The 13,287-nt window shown below is 59.4% G+C and carries 13 protein-coding genes and 1 tRNA gene; 11 read left to right on the top strand and 3 right to left on the bottom strand.

Annotated elements, in window-relative coordinates; translation table 11 throughout:
* Positions 1-3: 3 nt before the first annotated feature.
* From DCM79_RS06665 to DCM79_RS06620, 10 genes are all read left to right on the top strand, one after another.
* Positions 4-951: a hypothetical protein gene (locus tag DCM79_RS06665; RefSeq protein ID WP_257179185.1), complete on the top strand. Its 948-nt coding sequence runs from the start codon at positions 4-6 to the stop codon at positions 949-951.
* 179 nt (positions 952-1,130) lie between these two features.
* A complete protein-coding gene (locus tag DCM79_RS06660; protein ID WP_257179184.1) occupies positions 1,131-1,505 on the top strand; it encodes a hypothetical protein in 375 nt (124 codons plus the stop codon).
* 48 nt (positions 1,506-1,553) lie between these two features.
* Positions 1,554-2,375 (top strand): hypothetical protein, encoded by an 822-nt coding sequence (locus DCM79_RS06655; RefSeq protein WP_257179183.1) that lies wholly within the window; start codon positions 1,554-1,556, stop codon positions 2,373-2,375.
* Positions 2,372-2,584: a hypothetical protein gene (locus DCM79_RS06650; RefSeq protein ID WP_257179182.1), complete on the top strand. Its 213-nt coding sequence runs from the start codon at positions 2,372-2,374 to the stop codon at positions 2,582-2,584. The genes DCM79_RS06655 and DCM79_RS06650 overlap by 4 nt, the downstream gene beginning before the upstream one ends.
* 10 nt (positions 2,585-2,594) lie before the next feature.
* Positions 2,595-3,608 carry a DNA-primase RepB domain-containing protein gene (locus DCM79_RS06645; protein WP_257179181.1) on the top strand — a complete coding sequence of 338 codons (1,014 nt, stop codon included), beginning with the start codon at positions 2,595-2,597 and terminating at the stop codon, positions 3,606-3,608.
* Positions 3,601-5,055, top strand: a complete 1,455-nt coding sequence (locus DCM79_RS06640) for a phage/plasmid primase, P4 family (RefSeq protein ID WP_257179180.1) — start codon at positions 3,601-3,603, stop codon at positions 5,053-5,055. Before DCM79_RS06645 ends, DCM79_RS06640 begins: the two co-directional genes overlap by 8 nt.
* Positions 5,056-5,930: 875 nt before the next feature.
* The gene (locus tag DCM79_RS06635) at positions 5,931-6,209 is read left to right on the top strand and encodes a hypothetical protein (RefSeq protein ID WP_257179179.1); all 279 of its coding nucleotides are present in this window, start codon (positions 5,931-5,933) and stop codon (positions 6,207-6,209) included.
* Between the two features lie 11 nt (positions 6,210-6,220).
* Positions 6,221-6,811: a hypothetical protein gene (locus tag DCM79_RS06630; protein ID WP_257179177.1), complete on the top strand. Its 591-nt coding sequence runs from the start codon at positions 6,221-6,223 to the stop codon at positions 6,809-6,811.
* A 686-nt stretch (positions 6,812-7,497) separates the two neighbouring features.
* Positions 7,498-8,469, top strand: coding sequence for a macro domain-containing protein (locus tag DCM79_RS06625; RefSeq protein ID WP_257179176.1), 972 nt, complete (start codon positions 7,498-7,500; stop codon positions 8,467-8,469).
* Positions 8,453-9,445 (top strand): DUF4433 domain-containing protein, encoded by a 993-nt coding sequence (locus tag DCM79_RS06620; RefSeq protein ID WP_257179175.1) that lies wholly within the window; start codon positions 8,453-8,455, stop codon positions 9,443-9,445. Before DCM79_RS06625 ends, DCM79_RS06620 begins: the two co-directional genes overlap by 17 nt.
* A 132-nt stretch (positions 9,446-9,577) precedes the next feature.
* Here the strand turns inward: DCM79_RS06620 and DCM79_RS06615 are convergent, their stop codons facing one another.
* Positions 9,578-10,054 carry a helix-turn-helix domain-containing protein gene (locus tag DCM79_RS06615; protein ID WP_257179174.1) on the bottom strand — a complete coding sequence of 159 codons (477 nt, stop codon included), beginning with the start codon at positions 10,052-10,054 and terminating at the stop codon, positions 9,578-9,580.
* Positions 10,055-10,295: 241 nt separating this feature from the next.
* Here DCM79_RS06615 and DCM79_RS06610 point away from each other — a divergent pair, with 241 nt between their 5' ends.
* Positions 10,296-10,748: a hypothetical protein gene (locus DCM79_RS06610; RefSeq protein WP_257179173.1), complete on the top strand. Its 453-nt coding sequence runs from the start codon at positions 10,296-10,298 to the stop codon at positions 10,746-10,748.
* Positions 10,749-11,308: 560 nt separating this feature from the next.
* On the opposite strand, the gene DCM79_RS06605 is transcribed toward DCM79_RS06610, so the two are convergent.
* Both DCM79_RS06605 and DCM79_RS06600 read right to left on the bottom strand, forming a co-directional pair.
* A tRNA-Thr gene (locus DCM79_RS06605) sits at positions 11,309-11,384 on the bottom strand.
* A gap of 99 nt (positions 11,385-11,483) precedes the next feature.
* On the bottom strand, positions 11,484-13,253 hold the full coding sequence (locus tag DCM79_RS06600) for a heme biosynthesis HemY N-terminal domain-containing protein (protein WP_257179172.1): 1,770 nt from the start codon (positions 13,251-13,253) through the stop codon (positions 11,484-11,486).
* Positions 13,254-13,287 lie beyond the last annotated feature (34 nt).

Genomic DNA, 13,287 nt, shown 5'->3' with positions numbered 1-13,287 from the left:
CCCATGCCCTCAGAGTCCGTCATCCATTTTCAGAGCAAACCCGGCGCAACGCCGCCGACTCCGTACGACAATCTACCCATTCTCGCGCGCAAGCTTTACAAGCATGAAGAGGACTTGGCAGCGCAGTCTTTCGCTCGTTACGAAGCTAAGCTGGCCGGTGCGACAGAAATTCGCCGTCAAATCGCCGAAGCGCGGCTTGAAGCGCTTCAGAACGAGCGCGAGCCGAAGCCATCTGAGGAGCTTGCGAAGGATTGTGCTCGGCGTATTGCTGAGGGAGAAGCCGAGCTGGCTGCGCTCGATAAACTCTATGAGGACGAAAATCGGCTTCTACCCGGGGGATTTCGGCAAAATGTGTGGGACTTCGCCAAGGCGAACGCCCTTCGTCCGCTGAAGTCGCACAACTTCGAATGCGAGCTTGGCGACGATCTGGTCGCAGAGCATGAGGCCTGTCGTGCCGCTCGCGCCGCCAAGCTCGAAGAAGCGGAAGCCGTCAGACGTGCACACGTGCCCGCTGCCGTGATCGAGTCAGCCATCGATCGCACTTACTCGGAGGCATCGACGAGCGTTCAGCACGCCCTGCGCAAGCTTCGCACGCCTAATGGATTTTCGTCGGGCCGCTTTTCCACACCCTCACTCGAACTTCCAATGCTGACGATCCCGAATGGTGCTGGCGGTCTCTCTCGCCTGAACGACACCGCTACATTGCTCTTTGCTGTCTTCGGCACTGAGATTCGCGAGCGGCTGAAGGCGATGGCTCTGGCCCGCCACGACCCCGAAAACGCCATTCCAATCGCCGACCGGCCCGCCATGCTGAAGAAGATCGAAGCTGAGATTTTGGAAATCGAGCGGAAGGCTGAGTTCATCTACCGAACCGGCCGGGCTCGCGGCATCAACACGGGCCCGCGCTTGGCGGCGAGTCCGCTCGCCATCCTAGACATCGACTTCGCGTGACACCTGATGCTCCGTGCTGTGGTTGAAAATCCTCTCGTTGCCGCGCGGAGCGTTGGGAAAGCTGCGGTTCTAGCCAGCCGCAGCAAACGGCAGAGAGTCCACCGATCGTCAAAGATTGGTGTGAATGCAGCGGCGGCGGACTCGATGCTTTCAACGTTAATCAACTAGGAGATTCGACAATGAGTGACGATCTGGATTCTAACCCCAAGCTGCCCATCCTGCACGCCCACGCCGCCGCTGTTTTGCGAGTGGGCAAGGACGCGGCCGACGCCGTGCTTGTGAAATTCGGCGGCCGTGGCGGCCCCGGCGGGTATCGCGCGGTGCCGGCACCGAAGCAGATGGCGTGCATCGAAGCCTTGGAGCGACTAGCCGCAGGCCCGGCGAATAGCAATGAAGCAATCGAGCGCAACCTAAAACGCCTTTCACCGGCAGCGATGGCGAACTTTGGCAATGGGAAGCCGAAGGCACCGCGCGCCCCGAAGAGCTTCGACGATCTCTCGAAGTCCGCATGGGATCGATTCAATAACCCCCCACCTCAGGGCGGCGCCGAGTGACGCAGGAGGGCGGCGCTCCCCACGCTCCCCAACAATGTAGGTGCTATCATGTCTGAATACTCCAAATGGCCACCACTAATCGGTAAGCAGCGCGTCCGAGTGCTTTGTTACCTTTTTGGTTCCACGGATGGCACGCTTCGCGGTATTGCGAACCCGTTCGACCGCCGCCGCTGCGAAGCTCGGATCGAGTATGAACGTGGTTACGCTCGCATTTGGCAGAATGACGCGACGCGCAGTTGCGAAACCGCCGAAGACCTCGAAGAGCAGAAGCGCCTAGCCCACCTGAGTTTCGCAACCTTGCGTGCCAGCAACGCCGAGCTTTTGAAGCGACCCATTCTATTGCGCGGCCGTGGCCGGGATTTCTGCGAGCCGTTCAAAGATTGGATGCCGCTCGACGACTACGATGACGTCGGTTTCCCTAGCGACCTCGCCACCACGCCCAAATTTGTGCTGAACGACGCGCGGAAGGAATATCTGGCTGTGCGATGGCATAGCCCGGATGGCACCGCGCGGAATGTACCCGACGGTTATCGATCGGCATTCGACGAGCAGATGGAATATCACACGCAGGCGCTTGAAGCGAACCGCGAGGACATCGCGAAGCATTACGGCTCGCCTTACGGCAGTTGGCGCGGCATTCCGCAGGCCCGTCTCGCAGCGGCGAACCGTTATGCGCGACTCTGGCTGGGAAGGTTCGAATCTCGGTGTGAGTTCGAATTAGCTCTTTTGCGCGTGACGATCGACGAGATGGACGCCGAAGAGCTCGACCGGAAGGCCGACGAGCTTATTGAGAGTATCGAGCGCCAGATCGAGGACGTGGCGCAGGACATTCTGCAAAACATCTTGGATGAACAAGGCGCAACGTCATGACGAATGAATTTCGCGACAGCAGACTCGCCGTGATGGAAGCGCTGTACGCCCGCTCGACACCTCTTCACCGAGCCACGTGGCGAGTCTTGACCCCCGGAATGTATCTTGCGGAGCGCGCAACGGCATGGCCGTTCAACGTCTCCGCGAACAATCGTCTCCATCTCGCGGCGATCTTCAACACTATGCTTCGCGCGCGCGGCGAACTGTAGGAGGATCATCATGTTCGCGCCGCCGATCGCGCTCGATATCGACGCCGCTCGCCTGCATGTTGAGACGCTGTTCGGGACGCCCGACGCAATCGTCAATATCCGGACTACCCCGGAATCGGAAGCTTGTGTCGCCCGCGTGTTCGGCGGGTCGAAGTCACAGGCCAACAAACAGCGGCACCGATTTGAGTTTAAGGGCCGGCTCGACGATCTGTCGTCGGTCCTGCAAGCGCGCAATTCGAACGGTTGGGCGATCTTCATCACGCCCAACGACACCGACGGCAGGGGCGTCAAGAAAGAGAACATTACCCGCGTTCGCAATGTGGTCCTGGACCTTGATGGCGCGCCATTACCGCCGCGTGGCTTCCGAATTCAGCCGCATATCATTGTCGAGACGTCACGCGGCAAATATCAGTGTACGTGGTGCGTCGAGCCAACGACTGACATTGCTGCGGCCGAAGACATCTCGCGCCGCCTCGCCCTGCGCTATAATGGCGACCCAAAGGTTTGCGACGCCTCGCACGTCTTCCGCCTCGCCGGCTTCGTGCATCAGAAGCCGGGCCGCAAACCCTTCGTCTCGCGTATCCTTCACGTCGGCTTCGAACCGCCCGTCAAGTCGTCTCGGTTCGACTTCCTGCCTTTATGTCCGGAACAACCGCACCGGCCGTCTGACGGTGGGCTTGGCATTATCGACGCAAAGTCGGCGGCCCTTCTGTTCAAACACTTCCCCGTTGAAGGGCTCAATAGCAACGACGCATGGCTCACGTTCGCCATGGCACTTCACGCGGCATGCAATGGCGACGGAGAAGTTGCGCGGCTCTTCTTCGATTTCTGTTTATCTGACCCGACCTACTGCAACGACTACGACGACGCGTTGAATCAAAGTCGGTGGGATTCCTTCGATCCTGATCGTGAACGCGGTTTGACCGCTGGCACGCTGCGCAAGCTATGTCGCGACAATAGAGTCCCCGGCGACGTGATCTTCAGAATTTTCAATGACGCTGCGAAGGACTTCGAAAATGTCTAGGTATTCGGAATTTGACGCCCATTCCGACTTCGACTGGGATGAACCGCTGTGGCCGCGTGAAGTCGGCTATGACCCTTCGAAGCATGCGAGCAACAATGCGCATCGATTCCTCTGTGCCCGCGAGGAGCACGCGCCGCTTATCTGCTCTGATGGCGACCTATACACGCTGGAGCCGAACAATGTCTGGCGTCTTATTGCCGACTCGGAAGTGGCCGCTGAAATCCGCAAGACTGACACTGAGATTCGGCTAGACATTTCCAAACTTGAGGCAATGGTCCGCGAAATGAAGATTGCGCGCGGCGTCAGCGCTCGCCCCTTCGAATGGATCAAGGCGCGCGGGGACGCGCCTTCGCCGAACGACCTGATCTTGTCCAACAGCGGAATCTTAAACGTTGCGACGGGCGAATTGATCGACTTGACGCCGGACTACTTCGCAACCGGGGTTCCCGATTGGTCGTTCGAGCCTGACGCTGACTGCCCATTGTGGGAGTCGAAGCTCAGTGAGTGGCTTGACCCATCCTTTCATCTGACCTTGCAAGAATGGTTCGGCCTAAACCTTGTGCCCGATACCAGCTTCGAGAAGATTGCCGCCATGATCGGCGCGAGCCGCGGCGGCAAGGGCACCATCAAAGGCATCCTGGAGCAGCTGGTCGGCCGGCATCATAGGGCGTCTATCATGCTCAACGACCTGGGAGGAGATTTCGGGCTTCAGGCAATGATCGATAAACGCCTGATGATCATTCCCGATGCATCCGACACCGAATTGTCGAAGCGCAGCATGGCCCTTGAGAGGATGAAGAGCATTAGTGGCAACGACGCCGTCTCTGTGAACCGAAAGAACAAGCCAATCCTGTCGCTCCGTATCCCGGCGAAGATCACGCTGTTGGCAAACAAACACCCAAAGTTCATCGACGAGTCCGGCGCGCTTGCGATTCGCGAATTGATGTTCGTGTTTGACCGATCCTTCGCGGGGAAGGAAGACCTGACGTTGAAGACCCGCCTGACGGATGAATTGCCGGGCATCGCAAATTGGGCAATCGAGGGCCTGAAGCGGCTCCGGCGAAATGGCAAGTTCACGATTGGGGAGCGTGGCCGGGTCGCGCAAGAGCAACTGACCGACTCGCAGTCGCCTGCGCTGCGGTTCACCAAAGAGTGCCTGACCGCAACCGGCGACGAAGGCGACGTGCTGCCCGTTGCGCTTGCGTTCGATGCCTACCGCGAGTGGGCAGACCGGGAATCTCTTGGCATGCGCGAACGACGTAACCGCAGCGACTTCAAGGATGATATGCTTGCAGCCCTGCGAGCGCGCGGCGTGCGATATGCATCAAATCAAGTTCGGTGGCGCGACCCCCACCTGTCGAAACCCGGCAAGGGCGAGCGCGTCAAAGCGCGCTTCGTGGGCCTAAAGCTGAAGCGGGAATTCCACCCGGAGCTTCAGTCACCCTAAGTGTCCCCCGTCGGGTCACCTCAAGAATGCAAGAAGCGCCTGTGTCGCAGTGACTTCTCGGTCTGTCACCGCGTCACCCCACTTTTTCAGGTTAGCGCCTACAGGCGTACCCACAATATAGGGCGCGCCCGTGCTGTCCCCCTATATACCTTTTTAAATATCTATAAGAAAAAGGTGACAGATGACAGTTTGTCCGTGAAATAAAGGGGTTTCACGCGTCACCCTGATGGGTGACTTTCGGGGGACAGGGTGACGCTTGCAAAGTGACACCCCTCCCCCAGTGGGCAGCGGTCAGTCATTTCGATCAAAGACGCAATGATGTGCGCCATCTCTGGTCGGGCCGCGAGCGCTCGGCTAATGCACTACACTTCGCGCCCTTCGGTGATAGTGCGCGCCCAATTACCGTGGTTCAACAGCACAGTAGAAGAATGGCGCTGAGCGGCGGCTAAACGTCCATAGTCCTTCGAGCCCAAGTACTTAGAGAAATATTCAGTACGGCAGATGCGCTCTGCTCAACTCAACGAATGGTGTGCGCAACGTGGCCGACAACGTTGAGATCGCGCCTCAGGATAAGACAAGAGAAATTATTCCGAACGTGAGAGAGTGATTCTCCGGTCCAACAAGGCATTCGCGGTTAAGAAATTTCTCTAGGTTCTTCGGGGCGCGCAAACCTCTTGAGGGAAGAGCGTAGCCGCATCACGTCAGCGCACATGTAGAGAAATATTTTTCTGCACCAACGATGCTTCGCCGTGTAGCCCGACTCGCAAATTCATCGTTGTGCGTGTAGCGTCGGCGCCGCCGACGCGCGAGTGTTTGTTACTTTGACTCTTGAGCGCCACCGCTCCTAGGGTTCGTCCGACATTAAGGATGAACCGATGACTCGCGCTGAACTCCAATCGATCTATCACGACTTCGCAGAGTGCCACGGCCACGACATGGCTCGCAGAGTGGTGCGCTGGCGAGCGATGACGGGCAGCGCGAGTCTCAACAGCGTCCATCCGCAGAACTATGCGGCGCTCGCGCGGGCCTTCGCGGATGTGGCCGCCGGTCGCGACCGCTTGCCGGCATACACACCCGCCGACGATCGCTTGCAACGTCGGACGGTCCCGATGAATTACGCGTTCGATCGCGGCGCAATCACCCCCAAGATTTGAGGAGTCTCCCCATGGCAAAAACCAAATACCCGGAGTTCGAGTCGATGGAAGCACTGCCCTATACGCCCGTTCCCCATCCCGATCGTACTGGCCCCGGTGCAACGATGACGAAGCAAGAGTTCTGCCGAACCTTCGGCATCGCTCGATATGATCTTGATCGCGCAATCGAGAATGGCGGGCCCATCCTGAAGCGGGGGACACAATTCGAGCCGTGGCAGATTCCTGCTGGCGACATGTTGCGTTGGATGATCGAGGACAAGGCAAAGACAACCGCTGACCCGGACCTGTCGCCCCTGCGTCGGAACCAGATTAAGCTCATTCTGTCGCAAGTTGAAAAGCTGGAATTGAAGAACGCCGCGGCTCGCCGCGAGCTTGTCACCATCGACGAAGCCGTAACGCTTTATCGCGAAGAAGCCGACGTCATCCGGAGGCATCTGCGCGCCCTGCCTGACGCCGTGGCGATGGCGCTTGGCGCGCTCGCCGAGTCAGACCCCGTTGGACGCAGGGACTCCGCGGTGGTCGCAAGGGTGATTGAAGACGTCGTAGACGACACACTACGGGCGATCTCCGGGGAGGAGGACTCGCATGTCCAAGCTGCATGAACGCCCGAACCGCTTGGGCAAAAGCCCGTCCAGGATCACTGTACGCCTACGGGCGGATCAGGCGAAAGCCATCGCGCGGTTATCGGGACCGCCACCGTGGAAAGCCAGCGAGTCGGAAGTCGTCCGGCGACTGATCGACGCCGGCCTAAAGGCGACTCAACGATGATGATGCCAACTTGCGGGCATTGTGGCCAACTGTTCGCGCCGGAACGCCGCCACCGGAAGTATTGCTCTCAGGATTGCCTCGGCGCCGTACGCCGGCAGCAGAGATGTGCGCAATATGCTGCGCGACATCGACGGCCGGGCTTCATCCCGCCCGATCGATTTCCGAACTGCATTGTGTGCGACACGCCGCTTCACGACTTGCAGCGCAAGTTCTGTAGCAACCGCTGTAGGCGCATCGACTTTAAGCGGCGGCACACCGACGAAACGCCGCTCGACGCGGAGGGCGAGATTCTAGTTCGGGACTTGGAAGATTGCCCGCGCCGACTGAGGCTTGCGCGGTTCGTTGATAGGTTCGAGGGCGGCCGGATGTTCTATCAAGGGCCGCTGCGCCCGTCGTGGCTTAGTGCGCCGCGCGCGGGGCGTTAAGAGTTGATTTAATATTTTCTCTGCGTGGAACAAAGGTTCTGATTTTGTTCTTTACAAAGCGGTGAGATTCTGGCTTCAGTATGTCGATTCGTCCGATGGTCGCTGTTATTCCAAAATCAGACGCCGCTCGCGATTTCACCGGGAAGCCCATGCTCATTTATCGCCGTACAAGCCTTCTCGAGTCCACCGCCCAGACGCTGGTTAACACGGTCAATTGCGTTGGCGTCATGGGGAAGGGTATCGCGAAGGACTTTAAAGAGCGCGAGCCTCAGATGTTCGTGGCTTACAAACGCATCTGCGATCAGAAGCTTCTTTCCCCTGGAAAACTTTGGCTTTGGAAGGGGGCGACGTCGTGGGTGCTCAACTTTCCCACTAAACAGCACTGGCGGAATCCCTCCAAGATACAGTGGATCGAAGCGGGATTAGAGAAATTCGTCGGGCACTATGAAAGCTTGGGCATAACTGAGATTTCGTTCCCGCGTTTGGGTTGCGGGAATGGCGGTCTCATGTGGGATGATGTGCGCCCTGTGATGGAGCGTCATCTGAAAGACCTCCCAATTCAGATCTTCATCCACGACTACACCGTCGATATTGGCTTGCCCGAACACATGGAGTCCGTAGCGAGCCAGCTCAAAGAGGAGGCCGTAGACTCTTCTTCCTTTGATGCGTTCATCGGAGCTCTTCAGCGCGCCGTAGAGTTGAGCGATGAGAAATTCGTCCAGTTCGACAACCACCAACCTGTTCAAGCCTCAATCGGTGAAGACAAGATTCTAAAACTCCAAGCGAACGATGCGGAATGGAGCTTAGAGGCGGAGGACCTTTGGGGCGTGTGGGTTGGCCTTCAAAAAGGATTGCTAACGCAGGACAAAGCCGCGTGGACTCAGAAGGGCGCGGGCGAACCGCTGCTGTCGGTTTTGAGCGTCTTACCCCACGTTCGCCCAGTGCAGATTCAGGGCATCAAGAAAGATGCGGAAGTTGCACTCGAATATCGCCCGGGCGAGCGCGGGAGCGAAGTCGCACCCTCCTCCAAGCCCCAACTTGAACTAGCCTATGGCGCTGACGACTGACTTTATTCAGGCGCATATACAAAAATGGGAAACGGCTCTAACGAGTCCGTGGCGTCCCTATCGTAGCAAGTGGCCCAGTCGTCTATTTCATCACGCGCCGATCGAGAACGCCGTTGGTATTCTTCTAGATGGGAATCTCCGATCTCGCGATGACCCAGCCAATAAGAAGGCGAAAGACGTTGCGGCTCCCGGGGTAATCGATGGGCGAAATCACGCTCATGGTTCAGCGCGTCTCTACTTCCGGCCGCGAACTCCTACTCAGTATCACATCGAGGGCATTCGTAAGAAAGGCGAGTGCCAATACGGTGACGAATCTCACGCCCCAGTCTTTGTGATGATGGTTTTCAATGCAAGCAATATACTTGCATTACCTGGTACCAAGTTTTGCGACCGAAACATGCAGCTTGGAAACGCCGAACCGGGTGACTCGGAGGACTATTTTTCAAAAATCCCCTTCGACAAGGTCTTTCACGAAGGTGGTACCGGCGGGGACAGAAGCATCATCGAACATCGGTGTGCAGAAGTGTTGGCTGAGTCGCCACTTCCGCTTGTTAACAATCTCCAATGGATTTATTGCCGCACAGCTGCCGAGCGAGACACGCTGCTCTACCTGCTTGGTGATAAAGGCCCCGAATGGGCGCCCCGCGTGCTAATATCGGACGACTTACTGCTCTTTGAACGTCGCTTTGTTTTCGTTGAATCTGTTTCTTTGGCTTCGAACGGGATAAATTTCCAACTCAACCCGCGCGCTGATCTAAAAAATATTGCCATCAACGTGTTCGCTTGGGACAGCAAAGGTGGGATGATAAGGAATTTTTACAATGCGGACATCGCCGCGCGTCCTCCAGCACCAAGCACGAACACGCGTTGGCGCGTCCAGGTCGATTTAGCCAATGGCACATATCTGGTTCAAATTGATCTAGAGGGGCACCTAGCTTTCAAAGGCTATCTCACGTTGGGTGAACGCCTCGTATGACATGCAGCAAAACGGCCCACAGACGTTCGTCTGGGGCCGTCCGCTGCGCGCCCGGTGGAAACTTCTCCCCTAGGGGGCTGTTGTCCGACGTACACCGGTTGCCATGCAGTAGAACCCACATGGCGGGCGCATTCACGCGGCTGGCGCTTCGATCTTTCGCCGCCGAACCTTTTTAGACTCGATCATCTTGCGAAACTCAGGCTCAAGAATCGTGAGCTTTCGGACGAGTCCACGCATCTCGTATCCGTTTGCGAGTTGGTTTTTTGGACCGCGGAAGCGCTCAATGCGTCGAATGAATCCACCATCTTCCAGTGTTGTTAGATGCCGCTGCACTTGTCTCGCGCCCATTCCAATCCTCGTGGCAAGCAGTTGTTTCGTGGGGAATGGTGGCTCGCCTGCGTCCCACCAAAAGTCCGCGAGGTGCATCAGGATCGTAAATTGCTCGGCAGATAGCCCGAGTCTCCCCTGCGCCCAAATCATGATGGAAGGGACTGTACAAAAACCCAGTCCGATGAGATTCTTTGTCCACTTATCTTCGGGACTGCGTCTTGGTCGTTTCGGAGCTTCCGCCTTAGCGGTGTCGCTCTTCCGTTTCGCTGCCTTCTTCATCGCGTTCTAACCTCCAACGGTCAGAACCATACGGCCAAGAAAGCAAAAAGCACAAGCGACGCGGGGAGACACCTATGCCTCTCCCCGGGAGGCGGCGGACCCCTCCGGTCGGGAGGCGTAAGTGTCTCACGAAACAATCACCATCCATTTCAATACTCAGCGCGTATGACCCAACAGTATCATCGAGGTGGAGGCGAAAATGCCTCCCCTAAAATTTGAGCTTTGCCGGGCGCAGCGAGCAATGGACGCATTAACGCTGACGACAGAAAATCCAAAAGGCGGTCATGACCGCTCGCTTGCAACGAAATCGAGCGCTGGCATGCTTGTCCCGTCAACAGTTGGAGTACCGAACATGACCAAAGCATCGGAAGAACGACGCCACCGGGCGCTGGCCTTGCGTGATATCGCATTTAGATTCGCATCGTCTAATGGGACAATGACTCGCACGGCCAAAGGACCGAGCGTTTTGGAGGTCCGGCATAGTGGCTTGGGCTTTCTCTATTCCAACACCTTTCCGACCGGACGCGGCCCGGGCCACTATCTTGTCGTTGATGATGATGAGATGCCTAGCTCGAAAAATCGACGCCGGCTTTGCGTTGTGTGGACTGACGAAGGCGAGTCGGAGGTTCGGACATTTAAGCCCGGTGACTGGCAAGAGCGTTTGTTAAAGCTTGTGCGGCGCGAAATGAACTAACTCGCGCCACTTTCAGCGTAAGCGGACCAAGGACGATGTTCATGGGGTGCCCCCGTGTGGAACAGGCGCTGACCTACTGCCGACCTCGGCGCCCCAGTTCGAAGAACGCAGTGGCCTAACTTGGTTTAAGGGCAGCCACTGTCATTTGTTGTAGCGTCCCCCGTCGAATCGGGACCGCCCTATATGAGCAACGAATCTCAAGTCTTGACCCGCAGCCCCGTTTGCGACGATTGCCGCATACCGATGACGTTCCGGGCCAGCATATTCGACCCCCGCAAAAACGGTCAGGTCCAAGTCTACGACTGCCCCACCTGCAAACGCATCTACTGGAAAGGGTAAGGCCGCCTCGGTTGGCGGCCTCTTTCATCTGCCGAATAGTGACTTCCGCTTCTGGCCGCCCCACAGCGGACCTCTGGGACTTTCCGATAATGTCTGCTTCGGCCGCATCGTGTGCAAGCTCGCTGCGGGCTTGGACGACGACTTTGCGTGCAGCTACATCCGTTCCTTACCCGCAGCTTACCCGGGCCAGACTAGAAGAAGCTTAGGGGTGGGCTAAGTGCTGGTGCCGCAAGAGGGATTCGAACCCCCGACCCCGTCATTACGAATGACGTGCTCTACCGACTGAGCTATTGCGGCGAACCCTACCGGGGCCTGGCGATGCCGGCCCCGATACGCGCGCTCCTGATATCGGGCATGGCCCGAATTGGCAAGGACAAGCCGGCTTCGAATTGCGGCTCACGCGCCCCAGCGTGACCAGAACCCGCGCCAGCCCCCGGCCTGGGCCTTGGGTGTGCCGATTTGTTCCGTGAATTCATCGCTCGGACCCTCGTCGTCGATCCCGGGATCGTCGGGGGCCCGGACGAGGGGGATGACCGCGGGAATCGGCGCTGGAGCGGGCTTGCCGAGGTCGGCGCGGGTCCGGAACACCGGCGTGGCCGCCGGCGGCGATGATTCGGCGGGCTCGGCAACCGGTTGAACCGGCTCGGCGGGCGTGACCGCCGGCTCATCCCTCACCGTTTCCTTGGTGGCTTCTTTGGCGGCTTCCTTGGTCTCAGGCGGCGTATTGTCCTGGGCGGCGGGAGCCGGAGCCTCCGGCGCGGGCGGTTCCGTCGGGGCTTCACTGACCGCCACCGTCACGCGCTTCGGTGGCGGCGCCGCCAGCATGGCTTCCTCGAAGGCCGAAGATTCGATCGTGGAGCTCCTGTCCGAGGGCAGGCTGGCGACCGGTGTCTGCCACTGGAACGCATCGAGCCGACCGGTGACCGGAGAGACCGGGCGCCAAGTGTCGCTAACGTAACCGTCCGCGGTCCAGGCCGGATCAAGGCGGGCGCGCACCGCGCGCAGGGTCCAGGCCCGGGCGCGGCCGCTATCGCCATGCTCGGCGCGCTCGATCTCGGCCATCAGCAGCGCGACGCGCTGGGTCGGATCGTTGAGATAGGGCGCGAGCACCTCGCGTGCACGGGCGAATTCGGAGGCGTCGATCGCGGCGCGTGCGATCGCGAGCTGACCCTCGACATGGCCGGGCTTGTCGGCCGGCGTCTTCGCGGCGAGGGTCTCGATCCGCTGCAAGCGGTGCCAGGCGGTGTCGCCGAGCTTCACATGCGCATAGGCATCGGCAAGATCGGGATGCGGATTGGCGAGCCAGGCGGCTTCCACCAGCTTCATGGCGCGGCGCACCTGATGCGCCTCGCTCTCGAATTTCGCCGCGAGCACCGCGGCCGGCACCAGTGTCGGCGCGAGCTTGACCGCTTCCATCGCGCTCTCGCGCGCGACGTCGCGGTCCATGGTCTCCAGCTCCAGCGCGCGCGCCGTCAGCAACACGCCGCGCTGCCGGCGATAGGTCTGCTTGTCGATCTGCCCTGCGCGCAGATTCGAGTCGAGGATCGCGAGCGCGCCGCTCCAGTCGCCACGCGCGCAGCGGAAGCCGAGCACCGCGTGCGAGGCCCAGGTCGAGGACGGCGACAGCTTGATCGCTTCCTCCGCGATCATCACCGCTCCGACCGCATCGTCGGCGCGCTGCGCCTCGATGAACAGGCCGCGCAGACCGAGCAGGCGCGTGTCCTCGCGCTCGGCCATGACGCGGAAGACGCGCTGCGCTTCCTCGCGATTGCCTTCGAGCTGCGCCGACTGCGCGTGCAGCAGCAGCGCGAGCGGATCGTTCGGTGCATGCCGCCGCGCCGCTTCGGCGTGACGACGGGCGAGCGCGGTATCGCCATGGCCGATCGCGAGCAGGCCTTGAGTGATGGCCTGGCGGCCCTTGGCGTGGCGCTTGTCGTGGCGGCGCCGCCGCAGGCGCTTCGGCGTGCGCCAGACCATCGTCAGGATGCTCCAGACCAGCACGACAGCCGCGGCAAAGAGGCCGAGCAGGAACACGAATCTGGGAAGCGTCGTCGAGATCCGGAAACTACCTGCGGTCAGGACGAGATCGCCGGGCTGGTCGGCAACCCAGGCCGCGCCGGCCGCCGCCAGCGCGATCAGGACGAGAAAGAGGACGATGCGAAGCATGACGATCCCTATTACGCGCCGATTGTTGCGCGAA

It is taken from the genome of Bradyrhizobium sp. WBOS07, assembly GCF_024585165.1.
Lineage (GTDB): Bacteria > Pseudomonadota > Alphaproteobacteria > Rhizobiales > Xanthobacteraceae > Bradyrhizobium > Bradyrhizobium japonicum_B.
The sequence above is the reverse complement of the archived record's forward strand: the minus strand, read 5'-3'. Positions and strand labels throughout refer to the sequence as shown.